Here is a 26,051-nt window from a genome sequence, read left to right as displayed (position 1 = left end):
GCCGATGGGCGGGGCCGTCGGCGCGACCGAATACGTGCCCCTGGTCGGGCGGATCGCGGCGGGCGGCCCGATCCTGGCGCAGGAGGAGATCGAGGAGCTGATCCCGATGCCGCGCGACCTGGTGGGCGACGGGACGCTGTTCGCCCTGACGGTCGTCGGGGATTCGATGGTGGACGCGGCGATCTGGGATGGCGACACGGTCGTGGTGCGCCAGCAGCCGACCGCCGAGTCGGGTGAGATCGTCGCGGCGATGATCGACGGCGAGGCGACCATCAAGCAGCTGAAGTTGCAGAACACTCCGTCGGGCCGGCACGTGTGGCTGATGCCGCGCAATCCGGCATACGACCCGATCCCCGGGGACGAGGCCTCGATCCTCGGTCGGGTGGTAGCGGTCATGCGCCGCCTGTGACGCCTGTGACCGTTACGACGGCTCGGCGACGCTGAGAACCGGCACCCGCCTCGCCTCGCCCCGGCAGCCCCGGGCCGGGGCGAGGCGAGGCGAGGTGAGGGCAGCGGCGCACGAGTCTGACGCTGCCAGCCTGGTCGGCCCCCGAGCCAACCGCGGTCGGCCGGCGTCAGGGCGCCTCGGCGTCCAGACGCCGCAACGCGCCGCGCACCAGCTTGGTGTCATGAGTGGGCCAGAACGGCGGCAGCGAGGCACGCAGGAAACTCGCGTAGCGGGCCGTGGCCAGTCGGGAGTCGAGGACCGCCACGACACCCCTGTCCCCGGTCGCGCGGATCAGCCGCCCGGCGCCCTGGGCGAGCAACAGCGCGGCATGGGCCGCGGCGACCGCCATGAAGCCGTTGCCGCCGTTGCGCGCCACGGCTTCCTGCCGCGCCGCGGCCAGCGGATCGTCCGGGCGGGGGAACGGGATCCGGTCGATCACCACCAGCTGGCAGGCCGGCCCCGGCACGTTCACGCCCTGCCACAGCGAAAGCGTGCCGAACAGGCAGGTGCGCGGGTTCTCGGCGAAACGCGAGATCAACTGTGGCAGCGAGTCCTCACCCTGGCACAGCACCGTGTAAGCCAACCGCTCGCTGATGGCCGCCGCTGCCGCCTGCGCGCCGCGCAACGAGGAGAACAGGCCCAGGGTGCGCCCGCCCGCCGCCTCGATCAGCCCGGCGAGCTCGTCGAGCTGATCCGGCCGGATGCCGTCGCGGCCCGGCGGGTCCAGGTGCCGGGCGATGTAAAGGATGCCCTGCTTCGGATAGTCGAACGGCGAGCCGACATCGAGAGCGTCCCAGCGGATCGGGTGCTCCGCATCGGCCTCGGCCGTCGCGGGATCCGACGGCGCGTCATCGTCCGGCGCATCGGTCTGTGACGCCGCGTCAGCTGTGCTCGCGGCGGCGGCCGGCGGGGGCATCCGATCGCCGCGCTCCTGCGGATACAGGCCGACCGAGCGGGCCACTCCGTCGAAATCGCCGCCGAGCTTGAGCGTCGCGGAGGTCAGCACGGTGTGCGTCCGCGCGAACAGGCGGTGCCGCAGCTGCTGCGCCACCGAGAGCGGGGCGATGTGCAAAGAGGTGTAGCGCTCGCCGCGCTCCAGCCAGATCACATCGTCCGGGGCGCAGAGCAGCATCCGGTCGGCGAGATCGAAGATCTGCTCGGCCGCCGCCTGCGCCTGCCGCCGGCCCCCTTCGTTCCCGGAGCCCGCCTCGGCTCCCTCCAGCGCGCCGCCGGACTTCGCGGCCTTCGCGCCGCCCCTCTCCCGGCCACGTACCAGGGAACTGATGACCTGCCGCGAGGCGTCGCGCAGCGCGGTCAGCGCCTCGGCGACGTCCTCCGGCAGGTGCGGGTAGCGGCGCGCGTCGGCCGTTTCCAGCACCTCGCGCAGCAGCTCCACCGCCTGCTCGAAAACCAGCTGCGACTTCTCGTCCACGTGCCTGCGGATCCGGCGCGCGGCGCGCTCGGCCATGCCGCCGCTCAGCTCGCCCGAGTTCGCGCCGGTCGCCCGGGAGACCAGTTCGTGCGCCTCGTCCACGACCACCGCGTCGTGCTCCGGCAGGACCTGAACCTCGCTGTCGAAGGTATCGATGGCGAGCAGGGCGTGGTTGGTGACGATGACGTCGGCCTCGCGGGCGCGCTCACGGGCGTCTTCGGCGAAGCACTCGGTACCGAACGGGCACTTGGCGGCGGTCAGGCACTCGCGGGCGCTGACCGAGACCATGCCCCACACCCGGTCGCCGACCCCGGGCACCAGGTCGTCGCGGTCGCCGGTCTCGGTCTGCTCGGCCCACTCGCGCACCCGCAGGATCTGGCGGCCCAGGTCCGAGACCGCGGAGGCGTCGAACAACGCCTCCTCGCCGTCGTTCTCGTCCCCGCCGTCGATCTTGTGTCTGCACACGTAGTTGCTGCGGCCCTTGAGCAGCGCGAACTGCGGAGCGCGGCCCAGCGCCGGGGTCAGCGCCTCGGCGATCAGCGGCAGGTCGTGCGCGACGAGCTGGCGCTGGAGAGCGAGGGTGGCGGTGGCGATCACGACGCGCCGGTCGCGCCGCTCCAGGCAGTGCGCGATCGCGGGCACCAGGTAGGCCAGCGACTTGCCGGTGCCCGTGCCGGCCTGCACCAGCAGCGGGTCGCCCTCGCTCAGCGCCCGGCGCACCGCCTGGGCCATCTCGACCTGCCCCGGCCTCGGTTCGCCGCCCACCGCGGCGACCGCGCTCGCGAGTAAGGTTTCGAGATCAGTCTTGCCCATGGAGCACTAGGGTACGGGGCGCGGCCGACAACCGAGGGCACTTGGCCGCAGGTCCGGTCTCGCCATGGTGGGGCGAGCCGTGAGCCGCCCGGGCCGCGCGGTCAGGTCCCGGCAGGCGCGCAGCGAGCAGACCGGTCACCCGGCACCGCTCGACGGCACGGATCTGCGCGTCCCTGGAATGGGATTGCTGATCTCCACATGGAAACGTCGTGCCGCGGGCTCGCCGACCGACTCGTCCGTGCCCGCGACACTCGAAAGCAGGTTCGCGTCGCAGGACAGCGTGTCCGCGCCGAGCAACAGATCCACTGGCAAGTGGCCCCGCAGCGGCGCGAGCAGGTCGGCGGCCAGGCCCAGCAACTCCCGCTCGTCCACGATCCGCGCGCAGCCGATCGCCCCGGCCACCCCCATGAGATTGTTGATACCGACGTGGTTCACCAGCCGCTGCGTGGCCACCTCGTCCGCGACCACGCTCTCGCTGGCCCGCCCGAGCCCCGGAACGCCGCCGACCGCCTCCAGCCGGTCGATACACGAGACCCGGTAGGAAAATCCCCGGTTACCGCGGTACCACCCGGCGCCGGGGTAACCCTGCGCGTCGAGCTGGATCATCGTGTTCTGCTGGTGCGCATCCAGGGTGACGCCGTGCTCGGCGTCAAGCCAGAACACCGGAGCGATCAGGCTCGTGATATAGCGGGCGAACCACTGCATCGCGACCGCCCGCACCGGCCTGCGCTCCAAAGCGGCGAGACCGTGCAGGTGCGCGGCCAGTTCGTGCGGGTGGCCGTCGCCTGCCACGGCTTCGCGGCCGAGATCGGTGAGCGCGGCGATGCAGTACACGTGCTCGCCGCGCCGGAACGGCGAGTGGCGGATGGAGACATCGAGCCCTGGTACCCCCTCGGTGGCGAGGAACCCGGCATCGGTCAACGCGCGGAATCCGGGGTGCGCGGCGAGCAGCCGGGCGCCCAGCGGCCCGGAAAGCAGCCGGTGCGCCTCGACTCCGCGCAGCAGTTCCCTGCGCGGGTTCTCGCGTCGCGAGCCGGCGATCCGCAGCGCGAGCGACAGCTTGAGCATGACGGGCTGGTCGGGCCGGTACATGGTCCGCAACGAGGAGGTCGGGTACCAGGGCGGTCCGCCCTCGCCGAGATACTCGACGGCGCCCGCCGCGATCAGCTCCCGCATATTGTCGCGCCGCAGCAGCTCACCGGCCTGCCAGGGATGTGCGGGCACCAGGACGCGGCCGCTGCCGGGCTGCGCGTCGTAGATCAGCCCACTGAGGTAGCCGAGAAGGTCGGGAGCCGACGGACCCAGCTCGCTGTCGTGCACGGCGATTTCGTCCGCGACCGCGAACCAGTGCAGCGGGAAGCAGCCGCGCAGTTCCGGCGAGTACCGGGCGGCCTCGGCGGCGCTGAGCGGTTCACGGCTTTTCGGCATCGGATGCAGCGGGTGCCCGGCGATCAACCCCTGCTCCGCGGTCAGGAACGGCGTCGCGGGCTGCGCCGGGCGCGGGCCGGCCGAACGCGCTTCGATGTGTCCGGCGATGCGGGCGGCGGACTGCGCGGCGCGCGCCACGAACCGCTGGAGGACGTCGCCGCGCGCTGCGGCGCACTCGCCGAGCAGCCGGGCGAGAGTGCCGGGACCGACCGGTCCCAGCGCGCCGTGCGGCACGCCGAACCGGTGCATCCCGGTGGGCGACCAGTATTCGATCGGGACGTGAAGCACGCTGTCGCCGAGGTCGAGCACGAGCCGCTCGCCCGCGGCGGTCGCCGCCAGCCCGCGCTCGCGCACCCAGCAGCGCAGCAGCGCCTCGGCGGCGAGGTGGTCCGCGGCCCGCCGGTGCGCGAGCGCGGGCTGAACGGGATCCGGCGGCTGCGCGGTGAGACGCTCGGCCGGATGGTCCGGCGAGGGCGCGTCGGGAGGCGCCGAATTGCCGGCGGGGGTCACGGGCAGGTCCTGCGGCACCGCTGATCCGTTCGGGGTCGGGGTGGGCCGGTCCGCCGGGGCACCGGCGGCGGCGATCCGCCTGGTTGCCGAGACACCCGTGTCCCGAACTCCCGCTGAACACGGTCCGTGACGACCTGGAAGATCGCGGCGCTAAGCCTTGTCCTGGTACGGCCGCCCGGTCAACTCGGCTCGCTACTCAGGGTGATCTATCTGATGAAAGGATCGGCCCGCCCAGCGAGAGCCGGGCGGGCCGATCCGCAACGTAGCGCCGGGTTCAGGCGGCGGCGAACTCGCCCAGCGCCGCGGCGAGGGTGGCGTCGACCCGCGCGACGATCCGCGTACCCGTCTCCAGATGCGTCTCGCTCAGCAGTTCGCCGGTCGAGTGCACCCTCGCGACCAAGTCGCCCCGGCCGTACGGCACCAGCGCGTCGACCTCGACCGCGGGCCGGGGCAGGTCCGCCTCGATCGCGGCGAACAGCTTGTCGACGCCTTCCCCGGTGCGGGCCGACACCAGCACCGCGTGCGGTTCGCGGCGCAGCATCCGGGCAACCGTCTGCGGGTCGGCCGCGTCCGCCTTGTTCAGCACGACGATCTCGGGCACCTTCTCGGCGCCGATCTCCTGGAGCACCTCGCGCACCGCCGCGATCTGGCCCTCCGGGTCGGGGTCGGAGACGTCGACCACGTGCAGCAGCAGGTCGGCGTCGGCGACCTCCTCCAGGGTCGAGCGGAACGCGTCGATCAGCAGGTGCGGCAGGTGCCGCACGAAGCCGACGGTGTCCGCGATCGTGAACGCGCGCCCGCTGGAGCTCTGCGCCCGGCGCACGGTCGGGTCGAGGGTGGCGAACAGGGCGTCCTCCACCAGCACCCCGGCACCGGTGAGCCGGTTGAGCAGCGAGGACTTGCCGGCGTTGGTGTAACCGGCCAGAGCCACCGCCGGGACGGCGCCGCGCTTGCGCTCCTGCCGCTGGGTCGAACGGGACTTGCCCATCTCGGCCAGTTCGCGCCGGGTGCGCGCCATCTTCTCCCGGATGCGCCGCCGGTCCAGCTCGATCTTCGTCTCACCGGGCCCGCGGGTGGCGATCCCGCCACCGCCGCCGGCGCCGGAACCGCCCGAGCCGCCGCCGCCCATCTGGCGGGAGAGCGACTGGCCCCAGCCGCGCAGCCGCGGCAGCATGTACTGCATCTGGGCGAGGGCGACCTGCGCCTTGCCCTCCCGGGAGCGGGCGTGCTGGGCGAAGATGTCCAAGATCAGCGCCGTGCGGTCCACCACCTTGACCTTGACCACGTCCTCGAGGTGGATCAGCTGCGCGGGGGTCAGCTCGCCGTCGCAGATGACGGTGTCCGCGCCGGTCGAGGCCACGACATCGCGCAGTTCGCGGGCCTTGCCGGAACCGATGTAGGTCGACGGGTCGGGTCGCTCGCGGCGCTGGATGACGCCGTCGAGGACCTGGGAGCCGGCCGTCTCGGCGAGCGCGGCCAGTTCCCGCAGCGACGCCTCGGCTTCGGCCGCGGTCCCGGTGTTCCACACCCCGACGAGCACGACGCGCTCAAGGCGCAGCTGCCGGTATTCGACCTCGGAGACGTCTTCCAGTTCGGTCGACAGCCCGACGACACGGCGCAGCGACTGGCGGTCGGCCAGGTCGAGCTGCTCGCCGTCGTAGTCGTCGCCGTCGGGCTCTGCTTCGACACCGTAGCGGGGATCGACGCGGTAACGCTCCTCCTCGTGGGTGTCGCTCTGATGTACGAGGTGGCGCGAGTTGGTCATATCTTCCCTTCAGAGGCGTGTCTGCCGCCGCCCGGCGGCCCTGCCTCTCGATCGTCGCACGGCGCGAACGCGCCCAGCGACCCAATTAGCGACGGCCGACGGGTAACTCATTCCCGCCGGCCGTCCTGGTAGCAGAAGTCCGTGCTATCGCAGCGCCAGGTCCCCGAGGTTCATCAGGGGAAAGGCGAAGACGATCTCGCCGTCCACGGGACGGCCCAGCACACCGCCGAAGCCGACTCCCGTGGCAGGGCCGACCGGGGTCATCGGGCCCATCGCGGCGCGGGAGGCCGCGGTCTTGGTCGGGACCGTCGGTGCGTCGCCGAGCCGGGTCGGATCGAGCACGCCCTGCGCCGCGAGCACGGCACCGGGTAGCGGGGCACTGCCGGCGCCGACCGGCGGCGGAACGCGGCGGGTGACCGGACGCGGCGCCGGACGGGCGCCGGGACGCGCCACCGTGCGGGCCACCGGCTTGGCCAGGGCCACGCTCTTGACCGCGGTCGCGCCCACCCTCGCCTGCGGCACCGATCCGGTGACCGAGGCGCCGACCCGCTCGGCTTCGATCCGGGCCGCGAGCTCGGCCGCGGCCAGATCCACGGAGACCTCGCGCAGCAGGTCGGACAGCTTGATGTCGAGCGCGTCGCAGATGGCGGCGAGCAGCTCGGAGGACGGTTCCTTCTGGCCCCGTTCGATCTCGGAGAGGTATCCCGGCGAGATCCGCGCTTCGGCGGCGAGCTGGCGCAGGGTGCGCCCCTCGTCCTGCCGCTTGCGCCGCAGCACCTCGCCGAGCAGGCGACGGATGAGGATCATGTCGTCGCTCCCTCCCTCACTAGGTCTTCTCGCCACCGTACCCGCTTTCGACGGCTCGCGCCGTCGCCTTCACCGGGGGTGGTGAATGTTGGAGCGGCACTACAACCGTACGCAACCGCGAAGCGTCGTGCGCCATTCCCGCGAGTGCGGCGTGCGGGGTACTCACTCAGAGACGTGCCACGCGAACCCCCGGTTCATGCGGGAGAGGCGAATCTTTTGTTGCACTGTTAACTTCTGGTCCGCATGCCGAGATGACGTAGCGTCAACTGTAATCCGGCGGCGACCGAAAGTCGCTGGATACGGGCCCTCTCCTGCGCCGGGAGACCGTCGCCGAGCCCGAAGCGGCATTGTTCGGACTCTACCGTGCCCTGGTCGGCCACCGCGACGAAAACGGTGCCGACCGGCTGGCCGTCCTGCGGCCGCGGCCCGGCGACCCCCGTGGTGGCGATGCCGATGTCGGCCCGGCATACGCGGCGCACACCCGCGGCCATCTGCCGGGCCACCTCGGCGTGCACCGCGCCCATCTGGTCCAGCAGCACGGCGTCGACGCCCAGCACCGCCGCCTTCAGATCGGTGGCGTACGCGGTGACCGAGCCGCGGAAGACGGCGGACGCGCCCGGAACGGCGGTGAGCTGCGCGGCCAGCTGCCCTCCGGTCAGCGACTCGGCCACGGCGATGGTCAGGCGCAGGTAGCGGGCTCGGGCGAGTAGTTGTTCGGCCAGCTCAGCCAGCCGCTGTTCGTCCGGAGCCGGTACGAGCGCGTCCCCGGTCACCGTGCTGCCGGTCACTTCGCGGCCTGCTGCGCGGCGGGCGCAGCCGACTCGGCCGACGCTGCCGCGTGCGAGATCTCGGCGGCGGAAGCACGCCGCAGCCGGGCCGCCTTGAGGATGTAGTCCGCGCCGGTCACCACGGTCACCACCAGCGCGGCGGCCATGATCACGGTGCTGACCCAGGTCAGCCAGCCCAGGCCGGGCACCGCGGCGAGCGGCAGCACGTAGATCCAGATCGCCAGCGCCTGCAGCAGCGTCTTGAGCTTGCCGCCCCGGCTGGCCGCGATCACCCCGTGCTTGATCACCCAGAACCGCAGCAGCGTGATGCCCAATTCGCGCACCAGTATCACCGCGGTGACCCACCACCACAGCATGCCCAGTGCGCTGAGCGCGCCGAGGGCGGTCCCCATCAGCGCCTTGTCCGCGATCGGGTCGGCGATCTTGCCGAAGTCCGTGATCAACCCGCGATCCCGGGCCAGCTGCCCGTCGAGCCGATCGGTGAAGGAAGCGATCATGAAGACCACCGCCGCCGCCAGCCGCCACCAGCTCTCGCGGCCGTCGGCGTGCAGGAGCAGCACGGCGAAGACCGGCACGAGCGCGAGGCGCACGATCGTCAGGATGTTGGCGATGTTCCACAGCGGCACGGCCCGCTGCCCCGGTGCGTCCGCGACGACCGGGGCCGGCGGCGGGGCCGGGGAGGTCACACCGGCTCCGCGATCAGGTCGACCCCGTCGCTGTCCACGACGACCGCCTTGACCAGCGCGCCGACGCGCAGGCCGGCGGGGTGCGCGCCACCCGCGGGCGCCACCAGGCGCACCGAGCCGTCCGTCTCCGGCCCCTGGTGCGCCGCGCGGCCCTCGATCCCGCTCGGCCCGCCGTCCGCTTCGTACGCGCGGCCACCGCGTTCGCCTCCCTCCGGGCCGACCCCTTCGACCAGCACCTCGATCCGCTCCCCGATCCGTTCGGCGGCGCGCTGCGCGGTCAGTTCCTCGGCCAGCTCAGCCAGCCGCGCGGCGCGCTCGTCGATCTCGTCCTGGTCCACCTTGCCGTCGTAGCCGGACGCCTCGGTGCCCTCCTCGTCCGAGTAGCCGAACACGCCGATCGCGTCGAGCCGCGCCTGCGCCAGAAAACCCTCGAGCTCCTTGTAGTCCGCTTCGCTCTCGCCGGGGAATCCGACGATGAAGTTCGAGCGGGCACCGGCCTGCGGCAGCCGCTCGCGGATCGCGGCGAGCAGGCCGAGGAAGCGCTCGGTGTCCCCGAAGCGCCGCATCCGCCGCAGCACCTCGGGCGCGCTGTGCTGGAAGGACAGGTCGAAGTAGGGCACGACCTTGGGCGTCGAGGCCAGCGCGTCGATCAGGCTGGGGCGCAGTTCGGCCGGCTGGAGGTAGGAGACCCGGATCCAGTCCAGGGCGTCGATCGCGGAGAGTTGCGGCAGCAGCGTCTCCAGCAGCCGCAGGTCGCCCAGGTCCTTGCCGTAGGAGGTGGAGTTCTCGCTCACCAGCACCACTTCGCGCACGCCCTGCTCGGCGAGCCAGCGGGCCTCGGCGAGGATGTCGGCGGGGCGGCGGGAGAGGAAGGCGCCGCGGAAGGACGGGATCGCGCAGAACGAGCAGCGCCGGTCGCAGCCGGAGGCCAGCTTCAACGCGGCGGACGGCCCGCCGCCGAGCCGCCGGCGCAGCGTTCGCGGGCCCGACGCCGGGGCGAGGCCGTCCGGCAGGTCGGTGATGGCCGACGCCGTGAAAGTCCCGTCGGGACCGTCGCCGTGTCCGGGTACTGACACCGCTGCCGCGGCGCGGGCGACCGGCGTGAGCGGCAGCAGCTTGCGGCGGTCGGACGGGGTGTGTGCCTCGACGTGGCCGCCGCCGAGGATCGTGCGGAGCCGGTCGCCGATCTCGCGGTAGTGGTCGAAGCCGAGGACGGCGTCCGCCTCGGGCAACTCCCGCGCGAGCTGCACGCCGTACCGCTCGGCCAGGCAGCCGACCGCGACCACGGCCCTGGTGACGCCGTTGCCCTTCAGGTCGGCCGCGGACAGCAGCGTGTCGATCGAGTCCTTCTTGGCCGCGTCGACGAAGCCGCAGGTGTTGACGACCGCGACCTCGGCGTCCGCCGGGTCCTCGACCAGATTCCAGCCGTCGGCGGCAAGCCGCCCGGCCAGTTCCTCGGAGTCGACGTCGTTGCGCGCGCAGCCGAGGGTGATCAGGGCGACAGTGCGGCCCCCCAGGTCCGAGGGCACAGTGCTGGTCATGCCCACAAGGGTATCCGGATACCTGTCGTGTCTTGCGTGCACCGCCCGGGTCAGCTCCCGCGGCACCGCCCGGGCGTCTGTCAGCTGCCGGAGGCCGGGCCGTAGGTGGCCCGGAAGACCTGGCCCGAACCGCCCTGCGGGCCCAGATCGTGCCCGTTGACCACCAGATCCACCGCCGCCGCGTCGCCGAGGATCACCGACAGCCGGTTCGAGTCGGTGAACTCGCGCGACTGGCCGGGCTGCAGGATGTTCCAGAACAGCTGCTTGCCCGCGGAGTCGGTGACACCCAGCCAGCTGGGCGCGTTGAGCACGACGACTCTGATGTCCACCCCCGAGGGTCTCGCGGCGGCGGAGGGAACCGGTGCGGCCGAGGCCGGGCGCGCGGGGGTCGCCGCCGAATGCGGCCGCGCGTCGGCCGTCGCGCTCGATGTGGCGTGCGTGGCTCCCCCGGTGCCGCCCGGCCACAGCTGCACCGCCGCCACCAGGCCGACCGCGGCGAGGGCGCCGACGAGCGCCAGCGACCAGTTCGCCCCGGTCCGGCCCGAGGCCCTGGCCCCCGCCAGAAAGGCGGCGGGCCGCTCGTTGACCGGAGGCGGGCCGTCCGCCCCGGTGATGAGCGCGGCGGCGGAGCCGGCGTCCGCGTCGGTGAAGTCCTCGCGCCGAGCGTGCTTCAGCGGCGGCACCTCGGGCTCCTGACCCGCCGCGACCGTCGGCACCAGCGAGGGCATGGCGCCCGGCACGATCGTGGGCAGCACCGAGCGGGCGCGCCGCGCGGCGGCCTTCTGCGCCCCACGCGGTGCGGTGCCCACCGCCTCCTTGGCCGGCTGGGCGGCCACGCGCGGCTTGCGCAGGTCCCGGCGGGTCAGCGGGGGAAGCCGGATGGCCCCGTACGTCGTCAACAGCGGCGCCGGATCCAGGCCGACCGCCTGAGCGTAGGCACGGATGTGTCCCCGCGCGTAGACGTCGCCGCCGCACTCGTCGAACCGGCCGGCCTCGATCCGCTGCAGCACCTCGGGCGTGATCCGTGTGCGCTCGCTGATCTGCCGGGCGGACAGTCCGGCCGCCAGGCGCGCGCGCTGGAGCTGCTCGCCGATCAGCCGGTGCGGCTCCCGCTGCCCGCCCTGCTCCTGCGCCACCTGGATCCCGCCTCTCGTCCTGCCGCGTGCGTGTCCCGGGGCGTTCGGTTCCGGGTCGGAGGGAAAACGCCCGCCGAGGACCGCTATGCCCGGGATGTGGGCCGATGTCCCCTGCGGGCGCCCGCTTTCGCCCGATTGGCTTTCGTTCCCCCGGCCTAACGCGAGAGCCGCGACGGTGTCACTGCGCCGACCGGGTCACTGCCGCGGTCCGAGCGAGTCGAGCAGCTGCGGCAGGTCGTCGGGCCGGATCAGCACGTCCCGGGCCTTGGCGCCCTCGGACGGGCCCACCACGCCGCGGGACTCGAGCAGGTCCATCAGCCGGCCGGCCTTGGCGAAGCCGACCCGCAGCTTGCGCTGGAGCATCGAGGTGGAGCCGAACTGGGTGGAGACCACCAGCTCCGCGGCCTGGATCAGCAGCTCGAGGTCGTCGCCGATCTCCTCGTCGATCTCGCGGCGCTTCTCGGTCGACTCGGTGACGTCGGGGCGGTACTCCGGCTTGCTCTGCTCCTTGCAGTGCTTGACGACCGCCTCGATCTCCCGGTCGGACAGGTACGCGCCCTGCAGGCGGACCGGCTTCGAGGCGCCCATCGGCAGGAACAGCGCGTCGCCCTTGCCGACCAGCTTCTCCGCTCCGGGCTGGTCGAGGATGACGCGGGAGTCGGCGAGCGAGGAGGTGGCGAAGGCCAGCCGGGAGGGCACGTTGGCCTTGATCAGGCCGGTGACCACGTCCACGCTGGGCCGCTGCGTGGCCAGCACCAGGTGGATGCCGGCGGCGCGGGCCAGCTGGGTGATACGCACGATCGAGTCCTCGACGTCGCGCGGCGCGACCATCATCAGGTCGGCAAGCTCGTCCACGATCACCAGCAGATACGGGTACGGGCGGTACTCGCGCTCGCTGCCGAGCGGAGGCTTGAGCTTGCCCTCGCGCACCGCCTTGTTGAAATCGTCCACGTGCCGGAAGCCGGAATCGGCCAGGTCGTCGTAGCGCAGGTCCATCTCCCGCACGACCCACTGCAACGCCTCGGCGGCCTTCTTGGGCGAGGTGATGATCGGGGTGATCAGGTGCGGGATGCCCTCGTACGAGGTCAGCTCGACGCGCTTGGGGTCCACGAGCACCATCCGCACCTCGTTCGGCTTGGCCCGCACGAGAATGGAGGTGATAAGCGTGTTGATGCAGGTGGACTTGCCCGCGCCGGTGGCGCCGGCGACGAGGATGTGCGGCATCTTGGTCAGGTTCGCCGTGATGTCCCGGCCCTCGACATCCTTACCGAGGCCCACCACCATCGGATGCTGATCGGCGATGGCTCCCGGCGAGCGAAGTATGTCGCCGAGCGCGACCATCTCCCGGTCCATGTTCGGGATCTCGATGCCGATGGCCTGCTTGCCCGGGATCGGGGAGAGGATGCGCACGTCGGCCGAGGCGACCGCGTAGGCGATGTTCTTCGACAGCGCCGTGATCCGCTCGACCTTCACGGCGTTGCCGAGCTCGACCTCGTATCTGGTGACCGTCGGGCCGCGGGTGAACCCGGTGACCTGGGCGTCGACGGCGAACTGCTCGAAGACGCTGGTGAGCTGTTCGACCACTTGGTCGTTAGCCTTGGAGCGCACCCGCAGCGGCACGCCCTGCGGCAGCATGTCGGCGGGGGGCAGCTGGTACTCGTCATCGTCGGAGAGGGTCAGCTGCTCGCCACGCAGGACGGCCGGCGGCTCAGAGCCCTGCGAGCGGGGTTTCGCGGCGGCCGCGGATCCGCCGCGCCGCTTGCGCTCCTGCGCCGGGAACGGCAGCACAACCGTCGGCTCGGCGGCGCCCGGATCCGCGTCGGGGTCGAGGCCCGCGACAGGGTCGCCGAGCGGCAGCCCGTGCGCCGGGTCGAGCGGCGCCGCGGCCGGCCCGGGCCTGCGTCGCCGCGCCGGGCGCTGCGGGCGCGGCAGATCCGTCGGGTCGTCCTCGACCACGGTCGGCATCTGATCCGGCGGCGCAGTTCCGCGCAGGATCCGATAGAGCAAGGCGTCGGCTTTCACGCGCAGCGAGTGCAGCCGTTCCGGGATGCGGTAGACCGGCGTGGCCGTCGTCACCAGCAGACCGAATACGACCACGATCAGCAGCAGCGGTACCGCAAGCCACTGCGACAGTACCGCCGAGATCGGCGCGGAGGCGAGGTATCCGAGCCAGCCGCCGCCGTGGCGCATCGCGCGCGGACCCATCGAGGGCGTCGGCGCGCCGCGGGCGATGTGTACGAGCCCGAGGACGCCGAGGCCGAGCGCGGTCAGGCCGATGGCGATCCGCCCGGCCTCCTGGGTGGTCTCCCGCGGGTGCCGCATGACCCTGACCGCGAGTCCGATCAGCACCAGCGGGATCAGTTTGTCCAGCACGCCGACGCCGCCGGTGATCACCGTGACCAGCGCGCCGCCGACCCCGCCGGGAAGCTGGTGCCACACCGCGGCGCCGACGATCAGCGCGCCGGCCAGCAGTGCGAGGCCGACACCGTCGCGGCGGTGGTCGGGGTGTAGATTGCGCGCGCCGGAGCCGGCCCGGCGGAACAGGTGCCCGGCGCCGCGGGCCACACCCATCCAAACCAGGGATATGGCCAGCGCGATGCCTTGTGCGAACAGGTCGAGCGGGCCCTTGGTAACCGGACGCGCCGGGTTGGCGCGGCGCGCGCGCTTCGAGCTGCTCGTGGCGGGGCGCCTGGTGGCGCCGCCTCTGCCGGTTCTGCCGGTCGCGCCGCCGCTCTTGCCCGAACTCCTCGCGGCGGAGGGCGCGCCCGTGTCCCCGGCCGGCTTCTTGGGCCGGGTCGAAGGCGTACGGGCAGAGGTCGCCATGCTCTGAAGGCTAGCGGAAGATCAACGCCGGTGTGCGCCGCCGCGCCGCACGCGTGCGAACTCGCTTGACCGCCTGTCAGGCAGAGATGCGTCTCTCAGGCGAGCGCGTCTATCGCCGACCGAAGCCGGGAAAGCCGGGTGCCGAGCACCTCCACGGTCGCCGCCAGTTCGTCGCGCGGTACCGCGTCGCGCTCCGCGTCGCCGGCCAGCTTCTCCAGGGTCCTGGTGTGCTCCTCCACCGCCGCCAGCCGCGCGGAGAGCTCCGCGACCAGTTGCGAACCGGTGTCCGGATCGGCGCCCGCGCCGGTTTCGGCCAGCCGGTGCGAGAGCAGCGCAGCCTGCTCCTTGAGCAGTTGGTTCTTACGGTGCAGTTCGACGAACACCGCGACCTTGGCGCGCAGGATCCACGGATCGAAGGGCTTTGACAGGTAGTCCACGGCGCCGGCGGCGTAGCCGCGGAAGGTGTGGTGCGGGCCGCTGGAAACGGCGGTCAGGAAGATTATCGGGATGTCCTTGGTGCGTTCGCGCCGCTTGATGTGCGCGGCGGTCTCGAACCCGTCGAGCCCGGGCATCTGAACGTCCAGCAGGATCACCGCGAAGTCATCGGTGAGCAGTGCCTTGAGCGCCTCTTCGCCGGAGCCCGCGCGCACCAGCGTCTGATCGAGCGCGCCGAGCACGGCCTCCAGGGCCGTCAGGTTCTCTGGCCGGTCGTCGACCAGCAGGATCTTCGCCCGGTCTGCCACGCGTTCCGTCGCCTTCCGTCAGCGGCGCCCGGGGTCCTCCGGCCGCCTGTTCGTTTCCGCGATCGGTCTACCGTACCGGTGGACCGTCCTGCTCGGCATTCAGCCAGCTCCTGATCAGGCCGAGCAGCTTGTCTATATCTACCGGCTTTGTCACATATTCCGAGGCCCCGGCCTCCAGCGCCTTCTCCCGGTCGCCGTGCATCGCCTTTGCTGTCAGGGCGATGATGGGCAGTTGGGCGAATCGGTCCATGCGCCGGATCGCGGCCGTCGTCGCGTAGCCGTCCATCTCCGGCATCATGATGTCCATCAGCACCAGGTCGATTCGATCGGCCCGTTCGAGCACGTCGATACCCTCACGGCCGTTCTCCGCGTAACGCACCGAAAGTCCGCGCTGCTCCAACACGCTTGTGAGGGCGAAGACGTTGCGAACGTCGTTGTCCACGATCAGAACGGTCTCACCGTTGAAGCGTCCTGTGAAGCGCGCCGCTTCGTCGCGCGCGTTTTCCCGGCCGGTGAACAGCTGCCCGTTGGCCCGGCCGCGGTCCGCGGCGACGGTGCCCGCCAGCGCCCTGTCCATGGTCTGCGCTTCGTTCACGCCGCGCTGCTCGGGAACCCGCCCGCCGAGGGGGCGGTGACTGCCCGTCGATTCAGGGGACTGATTCATCGGCAGGTAGAGGGTGAACACCGACCCGCGGCCCAGCGTCGATCCGACGGTGATGTTGCCGCCGAGCAGGTGCGCGATCTCCCGGCTGATGGACAGGCCGAGCCCGGTCCCGCCGTGCTTGCGGCTGATCGTGCCGTCGGCCTGCTGGAACGCCTCGAAGATGATGCGCAGCTTCTCCTCGGCGATGCCGATGCCGGTGTCGGCGACCGTGAACGCCACGACCCGCTGCGGCGCCGCGCCCCCGCCGCCCTCCGGCACTGCGCCGAGCCGGACACCGTCCTGCACCGTCACGCGCAGCTCCACCGAGCCCTGTTCGGTGAACTTCACCGCGTTGGACAGCAGGTTGCGCAGGATCTGCTGGAGGCGCTGCTCGTCCGTGTGCAGCTCCACCGGCACCCTCGGATCGAGCCTGATGGTGAAGTCCAGCCCCTTCTCCACGGCCAGCGGGCGGAAGGTGGCCTCGACGTACTCGACCAGGGTGCTGACGGCTATCGGCGCCGCCTGCACGTCCATCCGCCCGGCCTCGATCTTCGACAGGTCCAGGATGTCGCTGATCAACCCGAGCAGGTCGGAGCCCGCGGAGTGGATGGTCTCGGCGAAGTCGACCTGCTTGGGCGTCAGATTGCCGTCGTTGTTGTCCGCCAGCAGCCTGGCCAGGATCAGCAGGCTGTTGAGCGGGGTGCGCAGTTCGTGCGACATGTTGGCCAGGAACTCGGACTTGTACTTCGAGGCGAGCGCGAGCTGGTCGGCGCGCTCCTCCAGGGCCTGGCGCGCCTGCTCGATCTCGGAGTTCTTGACCTCGATGTCCTTGTTCTGCCTGGCCAGCAGCGCCGCCTTCTCCTCCAGCTCGGCGTTGGAGCGGCGAAGTTCCTCCTGCTGGCGCTGCAACTCCTCGGAGCGGTCCTCCAGCTGCGCGGTCAGCTGCTGGGACTTGATCAGCAGGTCCTCGGTGACGCTGTTGGCCATGATGGTGTTCACCGTCACGCCGATGCTCTCCACGATCTGGTCCAGGAAGGCCAGCTGGATCTCGGTGAACTGGTGGAAGGAGGCGAATTCGATGACCGCCAGCACCTGCGACTCGAACAGCACGGGCAGCACGATCAGGGAGGCCGGCGGCGCGGCCCCGAGACCCGTGGCGATCGGCAGGTATCCCGACGGGACCTGCTCCACCAGGATCGGGGCGCGCTGGTCCGCGGCCTGGCCGACCAGCCCCTCGCCGGTGCGGAAGCGGACCGGTACCGGCGCGCCGTCCGGGCCGGGCTGCGTGGTCAGCCGCCCGTAGCCGGCCAGCATCCGCACCGAGTCGAACTCGCGCAGGTAGAAGGCGCCCTGCTGGGCGTTGACCACCGGGGTCAGCTCGGTCATGATCAGCTGCGCCACCGCGAACAGGTCCCGCTTGCCCTGCATCAGGCCGCTGATGCGGGCGAGGTTGCCCTTGAGCCAGTCCTGGTCCTGGTTGCGCCGGGTGGTCTCGCGCAGGTTCGCGATCATCTGGTTGATGTTGTCCTTGAGCTCGGCCACCTCCCCGGAGGCGTCGACGTCGATCTGCTGGGTCAGGTCGCCGCGAGTCACCGCGGTGGCCACCTCCGCGATCGCTCGCACCTGTGTGGTCAGGTTCCCGGCCAGCTGGTTCACGCTCTCGGTCAGGCCCTGCCAGGTGCCGCCGACGCCGGGCACCCGCGCCTGACCGCCCAGCTTGCCCTCGGTACCCACCTCGCGGGCCACCCGGGTGACCTCCGCGGCGAACGCGGAGAGCTGATCGACCATCGTGTTGATCGTGGTCTTCAGCTCCAGGATCTCCCCGGAGGCGTCCACGTCGATCTTCTTGGTCAGGTCACCGCGCGCCACCGCCGTGGTCACCTGCGCGATGTTGCGCACCTGGCTGGTGAGGCTGTTGGCCATGCCGTTGACGTTGTCGGTCAGGTCCTTCCACGTGCCCGCGACACCGGGCACCCGCGCCTGACCGCCCAGCTTGCCCTCGGTACCCACCTCGCGGGCGATACGCGTGACCTCGTCGGCGAACGCGGAGAGCTGATCGACCATCGTGTTGATGGTGTTCTTCAGCTCCAGCACCTCACCGCGCGCGTCCACCTCGATCTTCTCGGACAGATCGCCGCGCGCCACCGCCGTGGCGACCTGCGCGATCTCGCGCACCTGGCTGGTGAGGTTGTTCGCCATGAAGTTGACGTTGTCGGTCAGGTCCTTCCACGTGCCCGCGACGCCGCGCACGCGGGCCTGACCGCCCAGCCGTCCTTCCGTGCCGACCTCGCGCGCGACGCGCGTGACCTCGTCGGCGAACGCGGAGAGCTGGTCGACCATCGTGTTGATGGTCTCCTTCAGCTGGAGGATCTCGCCGCGCGCGTCGACGGTGATCTTCTGCGACAGGTCGCCGCGCGCCACCGCGGTGGTCACCTGCGCGATGTTGCGCACCTGGCTGGTGAGGTTGTTGGCCATCAGGTTCACCGAGCTGGTGAGGTCCTGCCAGGTTCCCGCGACGCCCGGGACCTTCGCCTGGCCGCCGAGCTGGCCCTCGGTGCCCACCTCGCGGGCCACCCGGGTCACCTCGTCGGCGAACGCGGAGAGCTGGTCCACCATCGCGTTGATGGTGTTCTTCAGCTCCAGCACCTCGCCGCGCGCGTCCACCTCGATCTTCTCGGACAGATCGCCGCGCGCCACCGCCGTGGTCACCTGCGCGATGTTGCGCACCTGGTCGGTGAGGTTGTTCGCCATGAAGTTGACGTTGTCGGTCAGGTCCTTCCACGTGCCCGCGACACCGGGCACCCGCGCCTGACCGCCGAGTTTGCCGTCGGTGCCGACCTCGCGCGCGACGCGCGTGACCTCGTCGGCGAACGCGGAGAGCTGGTCGACCATCGTGTTGATGGTCTCCTTGAGCTCCAGCATCTCGCCGGCGACCTCGACCGTGATCTTCTGCGACAGGTCGCCCTGCGCGACCGCGGTCGTCACGCCCGCTATGTCGCGCACCTGCGCGGTCAGGTTCGCGGCCATCGAGTTGACCGAATCGGTCAGGTTCCGCCAGATTCCGGCGGCCTCCGGGACGTTCGCCTGCCCGCCGAGCCGGCCCTCGGTGCCCAGCTCGCTGGTGACCCTGATCACCTCGGAGGAGAAGTCCGAGAGCTGGTCCACCATGTCGTTGATGGTGCGCTTGAGCCCGGCCATCGCGCCCGAGGCCGGGCCTTCCACCTTGCGGGACAGGTCTCCGTCGGCGACCGCGGAGGTGACGTGCAGCAACTCCTGGATCTGGCCGCCGAGCCGAGTCCAGGAACGGTCCGTCGCGCCGATCAGTTCGGCCCACTCCCCGGGCAGCCGGTCCTGCCGGAACGGGGTCTCTGCCGGGTTCTCGGACAGCGCGATCTCGCCGCCGATCGTCGCGGCCAGCCACGCGAAGGCGTCGTGCACGTCCTTGAGCTGTGTCGCCAGCCGGTTCACGGCGCGGGCCTTGCGCAGCACGTCGCCGCGCAGCGTGCGTCCGTCGGGGGCGAGGTTGGCCGGGTGCGCGACCGCCTCGCGCAATTCGCCGTCCGCCAGCGCCTCCAGTACCCGGTCTACCTCCGCCATCGGCCCGGCGATGCCATCGAGCAGTTCGTTGACCGACTGCCCGGCCTGTTCCCACGCGCCGCGCCCGGCGGCCGGGGGAATGCGCTCGGTCAGCCGGCCCTCGCGGCCCACCGAGGAGGCGACCCGGTCGATCTCGGCGCAGAAGACCTGCTGGCGGTCGACGATCTCGTTGAACAGCGCCGCCGCCTCGGCCAGCGGGGTACCGGGCACCACCTCAAGGCGCACACGCAGGTCTCCGTCCCGCACCGCGCGCAACACCTTGACCAGCCCGCCCAACTCCAGGCCGTCGTCGAGCTCCAGCCGGACCGCGGCTCCCGGTCGCTCGGCCGCCGTGCCTGTCCGCTGGGCCATGGAACCTGTCCTTTCCTCGCCCGCGCCGCCGCTGGGTACGTACACACCTGAGCCAGTCTCGCACCGTATCAGGCGTGCGGGGAAGAAAACCCGGATTCCCAGCACGGAAAGGCACGGTACGAACACGCTGTGTTCCTTCACATAGCTGCGCCGCTCGCTACGATCGACGGGTGAGCAAGGCGGATGACGACGCGTCGACCGATATCAGCACGGCAGTGTTCGGCCCGGACCCGGCGGCGGTCGGGCCGGCGCGCGCATTCGTCCGTGACACCGTCGCCAAATGGGGCGGGGACACGGCTGTAGACGACGCGGTGCTGATCGCCAGCGAGCTGGTGACGAACGTGATCGTGCACGCCGGTACGCCCGCGGAGATCTCCTGCGAACTACTGCGTGACGGCGGCGGCGACGCGTCCGCGATACGCGTCGCGGTGGCCGATCGCCATCCGGGCCGCGCTATCGCTGCCCTCAACGCGGGCTGGGAGGACACCGGAACATCCGAGGGAGGCCGGGGCCTGTACCTGTCCACTCAGCTCGCCTCGTCCTGGGGCATGCAGTACACGCATACGATGAAGCAGATCTGGTTCGTCGTGGACTTGGACACAGGCGGTGCGGCGCCCGGTGAGGGCTCGGCACTCGCGCCGCCCACGACGTCCGGCGCCCTGGATCGGGAGGCCGAGCGCTCGCAGTCCGCCGACCGCGGCGCCAGTATCGCTGACCTCGATGACTATCTCGAGCTGACCGCGGAGAAGACCAAGGCTCTGCTTGAGGCGGACGGCGCCTTCGTGCTGCTGGCCGAGGACGGCGGCCTGGAGTCCGGACTGCGGCTGCGCGCGCAGACCGGTCTGCCGCCCGGCATGCCGCTGGTGACCTCGCCGCCGAGCGCGGCCGGGCGGATCGGCCTGACCGGCCTGCCCGCGGTGTACCCGGACCTGGCCGGCCCCTCCGACCACGGCACCCCGCTCATCAGTGCCCTGGCGTCGGGCGGCATGCGGTCGATGGCGACCGCCCCGCTGAACGCGGCCCCAGGTGTCGCAGGGCTCTACGGGACTACGGGTCTGCTCGGCGTGGTCGCGCGGGAACCGGGCCGTTTCACCGAGCAGGACGCGCTGCGCCTGGGCGAGGGCGCGGAGCGGATCGCCGCGATCGTCGAGTCGGCGCGGCTCGCGGAGGCCGGCCGGGCGCGCCGCGGAGCCCTCTCGTTCCTCGCCGAGGCCGGCGAGCTGCTGGCCGGGTCGCTGGACCCGCAGCGCACGCTGGCGCTGGCCACACAGCTGGTCGTGCCGGCGCTGGCCCGCTGGTGCGCCATACACCGGTTCGACGAGGCCGGCCGCTCCACCCTCGCGCTGGTCTGGCACGAGGACGAGGCGTTACACGATCCGCTGGAAAAGGCAGTGGTCGAATCCGGTGCGCCGGGCGCGAACGCGAGCGCGGACGAATGGCCGCTGCTGGCCGCGTCCCCGGAGGCCGAAGCGCTGCGCCCGGGCGAGTTGCTCGTGGTCCCGCTCGCCGCGCGCGGCAGGCAACTGGGGACGATGACCCTGGCGAGCGCGGCCGAGTACCGCTTCCCGCACGACACCGCGGAGCTGGCCTGGGATCTGGGCCGGCGGGTCGCGGTGACATACGACTCAGCCCTCGCCTACGCCGGGCGCCGGGAGACGGCGCACGCGCTGCAGTCCTCCCTGCTGCCACCGCTGGTGCCGGACGTGCCCGGCGCGGACATCGCCGTGGTCTACAACCCGGCGGGCAACACCGAGGCGCCCGTGCACCTGGGCCAGGACGCGTTGGTGGGCGGGGACTTCTACGACGTGTTCGAGATCCGTACCGGCTGCTGGGGCCTGGCGATCGGCGACGTGTGCGGCACCGGTCCGCAGGCCGCGGCGGTGACCGGTCTGGCGCGGCACGCTTTGCGGTTGCTGGCGCGCGAGGGCCTGCGCCCGCCCGCGGTGCTGGCCAGGCTGAACCGGGCGATCCTGGACGAGGGCGAGCGCAGCAGGTTCCTGACGCTGCTGTACGCGGAGGCGGAGCCGCTGGCCGACGGCTCCCTCGCGCTGGCGCTGGTCTGCGCCGGCCATCCTCCGCCCCTGGTGCTGCGGCGCGACGGCGCCGTGGTGCCCGGCGCGCAGAGCCAGCCGCTGCTCGGCGTGCTCGACGGCGACCCGGGTTTCCACCTCGACTCGCTGATCCTCAAGCCGGGCGAGACGCTGCTCGCGTTCACCGACGGCGCGAGCGAGCGCCGGCGCGGCGAGGTCATGATGGACTCGGACGGGCTCGCCGCGGTGCTGGCCGACTGCCGGGCCATGTCGGCGGCCGGTGTCGCCGCGCGTGTGCAGCGCGCCGTCGAAGAGTTCGGCGACGCTCCGCTGAGCGACGACATGGCGATCCTGGTCCTGCGCGCGGCCTCGTGAACGGCGCCGCGCGCCGGATCTGACGGGCCGCCAGACCCAGCGGCGCCGGTACCGGCGGATCCGTCCGGTGTGGCCGTCAGCCCATCAACTCCAGCGCCTTGCCCTTCGTCTCGCGCACGAACAAGACGACGAACGGGATCGAGAGCACCGCGAAGCAGGCGTAGATGACGTACGAGCCGCTCAGGCTCCAGCGCGACATGCTCGGGAAGCTCTGGGTGATCACGAAGTTCGCCATCCACTGCGCGGACGCCGCGATGGACAGCGCCAGGGCCCTGATCTTGTTCGGGAACATCTCGCCGAGCATGACCCAGACCACCACGCCCCAGGACATCGCGAAGAAGAACACGTAGACGTGCGCCGCCACGATCGCGACCTTGCCGTCCGCGCTGGGGATGTGCGCGGTGGCGCCCGAACCGGTGGCGAACGAGAAGGCCCACGCCGCCGTGCCCAACGCCAGCGCCATGCCCGAGGAACCGATCAGCGCCAGCGGTTTGCGCCCGATCCGGTCGATCATCAGGATCGCCACGACCGTGCCCAGGATGTTCATCATGGAGGTGGACACGCTGATCAGCAGCGAGTTGGCCTCGTTGATCCCGACCGACTGCCACAGCAGCGAGGAGTAGTAGAAGATCACGTTGATGCCGACGAACTGCTGGAAGACGCTCAGCCCGATGCCCACCCACACGATCGCCAGCACCCGGCCGCCCGGGCCGCGAAGATCGCGCCATCCGGGCCGGCGGTCGGAGGCCAGCACCGCGCGGATCTCGGCGATGCGCTGCGTGGTCTCCTCGTACCCCTCCACCTTGACCAGCACCTCGTGGGCGCGTTCGTCCTGCCCGACGGCGATCAGATAGCGCGGCGATTCGGGCACGATCAGCCCCAGCACGCCGTAGAGAACCGCCGGCGCGGCCTCCATGAGCAGCATCCACTGCCACGCCTCAAGGCCCCACAGGCGGTTCTCGCTCTTGCCGCCCGCCGCCCGCGCCAGCGCGTAGTTGACCACCTGCGAGACGAAGATGCCCAGCACGATCGCCATCTGCTGCAGCGAGCCGAGCCGGCCGCGGTACCGCGCGGGCGCCACCTCCGCGATGTACGCCGGGGCGACCACCGAGGCGATGCCGATGCCGAGGCCGCCGACGACGCGCCAGAACGCCAGGTCCCAGATGTCGAACGGCAGGCCGGCGCCGATCCCGCTCGCGGTGAACAGCAGCGCGGCCAGCAGCATGACCCGCACGCGGCCGATACGGTCGGCCAACTGCCCGGCGATCCACGCGCCGATGGCCGAACCGATCAGCGCCGCGGCCACCGCGAAACCGGTCTCGTTCGCGCCGACGCGGAAGTGCTTGCGGATGCCGGTGACGGCCCCGTTGATGACCGCGCTGTCGTAACCGAACAGAAACCCGCCCATCGCGGCCGCAGCCGCGATGAACACGACGTACCCGATGTGGGTCGCGTCGGGCTTCACCGCGGGCGTGGACGCCCTCATCGAGGCCATACACCGAACGACACCACGCGGAACGACCCGGCGCCATTCGGGCGGCGCCACCTACGTCCAAAAGGACGACGCCGCCGGACGGCACGCCGCGCCCGCCGGTCCCGCACGTTCGGCAGCCACGTGCGGGCGGGCGGCGGGCGGCGGTTCAGCGCATCGCGGCGAAGCGGCTCATCGCGTGCTCGACCAAACGGATCAGCGTCAGCTTGGTCGACTCGCGCGAGCGTGCGTCACACGTGACTATCGGGACGTCGCTCGGGATGGACAGCGCCTCCCGAACATCGTCCACGGCGTGGCTCAGCGTGCCGTCGAAACAGTTGAGGGCGACGATGTACGGCAGTCCGGCGTCCTCGAAGTAGTCGATCGCGGAGAAGCAGTCGGCCAGCCGCCGGGTGTCGACCAGCACCACCGCGCCGATGGCGCCGCGGGTCAGGTCGTCCCACATGAACCAGAACCGGTTCTGTCCGGGCGTGCCGAACAGGTACAGGATCAGCTCACGATCAAGGGACACCCGGCCGAAGTCCATCGCGACCGTGGTGGTGGTCTTGTCGGGAACCTTGCTTAGGTCGTCGATGCCGTCGCTCGCGGCGGTCATCACCGCCTCGGTCGTCAGCGGGTTGATCTCCGAGACCGCGCCGACGAACGTGGTCTTCCCCACCCCGAAGCCCCCGGCGACGACGATCTTGACTGAGGTCGTCGGCCCCGCGGTCCTTTCGGGCGGGCTAGAGGTTGCGAAGTCCAATGAGCACCCTTTCCAGAAGTGCGAGGTCCGGCTTGCCCTCGGTGGTGTTGGACTGGTGGACGGCGATCAGACCGGCCTCGGCCATGTCGCCGACCATCACCCGCGCGACGCCGAGCGGCATCCGCATCAGCGCGGCGATCTCGGCCAGCGACTTCACCTCGACGCACAGGTCGCAGATCCGCTGGTGCTCCGGCATCAGGCCGAAGCCCCCGTTGCGGCCCCTCGGCGTGGTGGAGACCAGCGCCTCGATGGCCAACTGATAGCGCGCCCGGGTCCGGCCGCCGGTCATGGCGTACGGCCGCACGAGCGGTGACGAATCGTGTCCTGAGCTCAATGAAACCGTCCTTCACACTGAAATCGTGCGCCGCCGTTTCGGTGCGCCCCCAAGCCGCCGCCCGGGGACGCCCGCGCGAGCCCGGTCCGCAGACTACCGGGGAAGCGCGTTCTGCAGTTCCGCTCGCAGCGCCGGGGTGAGCACGTCGCCGGCCCGCTCCACGAGCAGCGCCATCTCATAGCCGATCAGACCCATGTCACAGTCCGACGAGGCCAGCACCGCGAGCACCGAACCGTCGCTGATCGCCATGACGAACAGGAATCCGCGCACCATCTCGACGACGGTCTGGGTGACCGCGCCGCCCTCGAAGATCCGGGCGGCGCCCTGGGTCAGGCTGGACAGTCCGGAGGCCACCGCGGCCAGTTGGTCGGCTCGGTCACGCGGGAAGCCGTTGGAGACCGCGAGCAGCAGGCCGTCCGAGGAGACCACGACGGTGTGCGCCACCCCTGGGACCCGGTCGACGAAGTTGGTTATCAGCCAGTTGAGGTTCTGCGCCGCCTGGCTCAGCTCGCTCACAGTGCATCCCCTTCCAAAGGGAACGTCGGTACATGGTGGGACAGATCCGCGGGGACGCGCGGGATGGGCGAGCGCCGGGCGCCAGCCGGAGCCGAAGCGGTCATCAGCCGTCCTTCTTCCCGTCCTGGCCGGACCCCTCGCCGAGACCGGGCTCGTGATCGCCGGTCGCGGCGTCGCGGCCCTGCCGCAGACCCTGGTGGAAGCTGGAGAGACGGCCGCGGACCGCGTCCGCCGAGCGCGGCGGGATCATCGGCGGGGTCGCCTTGGCCGCGCCCGCGGAGCCCGCGGAGCCCGGCACCAGGTTCGACCGCGGCACCCGCTTGGGCAGGCCCTTGGTGGTCAGACCGGCAGCCACCGGCTTGGCCGCCGCCTGAGCGGCCTTCCACCCCTCGTCCCCCGGCGAGGACCAGGCGGCTGCGCTGTTCTCCATAGGCGAGGCTCCTCGGGAGTCGGCGGCAGGCGCGTCCGCGGTGGCGGGCGCCGTCGCCAAGGGCTGCGCGGGGAGGCCGGCCGACGCGGCGGCGGGCGGCTGGGCGGCCGCAGCGGGCGCGCTCGCCGAGGCCGCCGGCGCCTGCGCGGCGATCGGAGCGGACGGGGAGATGCTCGGCGCGCTCGAGGTGGAGGCGCCGGCGCCGGAACCGGGCGACCGCCCGCCGGTGCCGGTGAGACCAGTCGATCCGAAGTCGGGGGTGCGCCCGCTGCCGTTGGCGGCCCCGGCGGGCATGCCCGCCGCCGGGGACGAGACGGGCGGCGCGGCGGCCGGCCGCGGCATCGTCGGCAGCGGCGGCAGCATGGTCTCCGACTGAGCCATCGCCGCCTGGGCGCGTGCCTCGTCGCGGCGGCGGAACCACTCGGACTCCATCGCCTCGAAGATCGGGAGCCGCTCGTCGGTGGCCGGGGCCGGAGGCAGCGGGTCCTGCGCGAACAACCGCTCCACGGCCGTGGGCGCGGCGGCCGAGGCCGGCTGCGCGGCCGCCTGCGGCAGGTCCAGCTCCGACGGGGCGCGGTTCGGCCTGGCCGGGGTCTGCGGCCGCGACGGCGGGGCCACGAG

16 protein-coding genes and 2 pseudogenes are annotated in these 26,051 nt (G+C 71.8%); 2 read left to right on the top strand and 16 right to left on the bottom strand.

The genetic code is table 11. From position 1 onward, the window contains the following. Positions 1-409: transcriptional repressor LexA (gene lexA, locus KGA66_RS20485; RefSeq protein ID WP_211469793.1), on the top strand; the 409-nt coding region annotated here is incomplete at its 5' end. A gap of 166 nt (positions 410-575) precedes the next feature. Here lexA and KGA66_RS31145 read toward each other — a convergent pair. From KGA66_RS31145 to KGA66_RS20430, 11 genes and pseudogenes are all read right to left on the bottom strand, one after another. Beyond that, positions 576-2,693: an ATP-dependent DNA helicase gene (locus KGA66_RS31145; RefSeq protein ID WP_281416711.1), complete on the bottom strand. Its 2,118-nt coding sequence runs from the start codon at positions 2,691-2,693 to the stop codon at positions 576-578. A 135-nt stretch (positions 2,694-2,828) separates the two neighbouring features. After that, positions 2,829-4,649 carry an IucA/IucC family protein gene (locus tag KGA66_RS20475; RefSeq protein ID WP_211469792.1) on the bottom strand — a complete coding sequence of 607 codons (1,821 nt, stop codon included), beginning with the start codon at positions 4,647-4,649 and terminating at the stop codon, positions 2,829-2,831. 256 nt (positions 4,650-4,905) lie between these two features. Beyond that, complete coding sequence (gene hflX / locus KGA66_RS20470) at positions 4,906-6,396, bottom strand: GTPase HflX (protein WP_211469791.1); 1,491 nt, start codon at positions 6,394-6,396, stop codon at positions 4,906-4,908. A gap of 480 nt (positions 6,397-6,876) precedes the next feature. Then, positions 6,877-7,203: pseudogene (locus KGA66_RS32205) on the bottom strand (helix-turn-helix domain-containing protein); the annotation flags it as partial. A 227-nt stretch (positions 7,204-7,430) separates the two neighbouring features. Continuing rightward, positions 7,431-7,925, bottom strand: a complete 495-nt coding sequence (locus tag KGA66_RS20460; RefSeq protein WP_246508178.1) for a CinA family protein — start codon at positions 7,923-7,925, stop codon at positions 7,431-7,433. A gap of 62 nt (positions 7,926-7,987) precedes the next feature. Then, a complete protein-coding gene (gene pgsA / locus KGA66_RS20455; protein ID WP_312887005.1) occupies positions 7,988-8,677 on the bottom strand; it encodes a CDP-diacylglycerol--glycerol-3-phosphate 3-phosphatidyltransferase in 690 nt (229 codons plus the stop codon). Then, positions 8,674-10,218: a 30S ribosomal protein S12 methylthiotransferase RimO gene (gene rimO / locus KGA66_RS20450; protein WP_211469789.1), complete on the bottom strand. Its 1,545-nt coding sequence runs from the start codon at positions 10,216-10,218 to the stop codon at positions 8,674-8,676. The genes pgsA and rimO overlap by 4 nt, the downstream gene beginning before the upstream one ends. A gap of 80 nt (positions 10,219-10,298) precedes the next feature. After that, a complete protein-coding gene (locus KGA66_RS20445; RefSeq protein ID WP_211469788.1) occupies positions 10,299-11,354 on the bottom strand; it encodes a helix-turn-helix domain-containing protein in 1,056 nt (351 codons plus the stop codon). Positions 11,355-11,549: 195 nt separating this feature from the next. Then, positions 11,550-14,177, bottom strand: coding sequence for a DNA translocase FtsK (locus KGA66_RS20440; RefSeq protein ID WP_211469787.1), 2,628 nt, complete (start codon positions 14,175-14,177; stop codon positions 11,550-11,552). A 95-nt stretch (positions 14,178-14,272) separates the two neighbouring features. Then, complete coding sequence (locus KGA66_RS20435; RefSeq protein ID WP_211469786.1) at positions 14,273-14,920, bottom strand: response regulator; 648 nt, start codon at positions 14,918-14,920, stop codon at positions 14,273-14,275. A 67-nt stretch (positions 14,921-14,987) separates the two neighbouring features. Next, positions 14,988-19,511 carry a HAMP domain-containing protein gene (locus KGA66_RS20430; RefSeq protein WP_246508173.1) on the bottom strand — a complete coding sequence of 1,508 codons (4,524 nt, stop codon included), beginning with the start codon at positions 19,509-19,511 and terminating at the stop codon, positions 14,988-14,990. Positions 19,512-19,681: 170 nt separating this feature from the next. Between KGA66_RS20430 and KGA66_RS31135 the strand changes: the two genes are divergently transcribed. Further along, a complete protein-coding gene (locus tag KGA66_RS31135; RefSeq protein ID WP_211469785.1) occupies positions 19,682-21,916 on the top strand; it encodes a SpoIIE family protein phosphatase in 2,235 nt (744 codons plus the stop codon). Between the two features lie 76 nt (positions 21,917-21,992). Here the strand turns inward: KGA66_RS31135 and KGA66_RS20420 are convergent, their stop codons facing one another. From KGA66_RS20420 to KGA66_RS20400, 5 genes and pseudogenes are all read right to left on the bottom strand, one after another. After that, on the bottom strand, positions 21,993-23,411 hold the full coding sequence (locus KGA66_RS20420) for a sugar porter family MFS transporter (protein WP_211469784.1): 1,419 nt from the start codon (positions 23,409-23,411) through the stop codon (positions 21,993-21,995). A gap of 145 nt (positions 23,412-23,556) precedes the next feature. After that, complete coding sequence (locus KGA66_RS20415) at positions 23,557-24,150, bottom strand: GTP-binding protein (protein ID WP_211469783.1); 594 nt, start codon at positions 24,148-24,150, stop codon at positions 23,557-23,559. Then, positions 24,131-24,439: a DUF742 domain-containing protein gene (locus tag KGA66_RS20410; RefSeq protein ID WP_438822065.1), complete on the bottom strand. Its 309-nt coding sequence runs from the start codon at positions 24,437-24,439 to the stop codon at positions 24,131-24,133. The genes KGA66_RS20415 and KGA66_RS20410 overlap by 20 nt, the downstream gene beginning before the upstream one ends. Positions 24,440-24,577: 138 nt before the next feature. Next, complete coding sequence (locus KGA66_RS20405) at positions 24,578-25,000, bottom strand: roadblock/LC7 domain-containing protein (protein ID WP_349260231.1); 423 nt, start codon at positions 24,998-25,000, stop codon at positions 24,578-24,580. A 103-nt stretch (positions 25,001-25,103) separates the two neighbouring features. After that, a pseudogene (locus tag KGA66_RS20400) lies at positions 25,104-26,051 on the bottom strand (hypothetical protein); the annotation flags it as partial.

The organism is Actinocrinis puniceicyclus (assembly GCF_018283645.1).
Taxonomy (GTDB): domain Bacteria; phylum Actinomycetota; class Actinomycetes; order Streptomycetales; family Catenulisporaceae; genus Actinocrinis; species Actinocrinis puniceicyclus.
Note: the sequence above shows the minus strand (reverse complement) of the source record. Positions and strands in the feature narration are given on the sequence as shown.

Excerpts from the sequence above, each read along its gene's own strand:
- KGA66_RS20420 (WP_211469784.1), bottom strand. The coding sequence starts at position 23,411 with ATGGCCTCGATGAGGGCGTCCACGCCCGCGGTGAAGCCCGACGCGACC.
- KGA66_RS20430 (WP_246508173.1), bottom strand. The coding sequence starts at position 19,511 with ATGGCCCAGCGGACAGGCACGGCGGCCGAGCGACCGGGAGCCGCGGTC.
- KGA66_RS20440 (WP_211469787.1), bottom strand. The coding sequence starts at position 14,177 with ATGGCGACCTCTGCCCGTACGCCTTCGACCCGGCCCAAGAAGCCGGCC.
- KGA66_RS20410 (WP_438822065.1), bottom strand. The coding sequence starts at position 24,439 with ATGACCGGCGGCCGGACCCGGGCGCGCTATCAGTTGGCCATCGAGGCG.
- hflX (WP_211469791.1), bottom strand. The coding sequence starts at position 6,396 with ATGACCAACTCGCGCCACCTCGTACATCAGAGCGACACCCACGAGGAG.
- KGA66_RS31145 (WP_281416711.1), bottom strand. The coding sequence starts at position 2,693 with ATGGGCAAGACTGATCTCGAAACCTTACTCGCGAGCGCGGTCGCCGCG.
- rimO (WP_211469789.1), bottom strand. The coding sequence starts at position 10,218 with ATGACCAGCACTGTGCCCTCGGACCTGGGGGGCCGCACTGTCGCCCTG.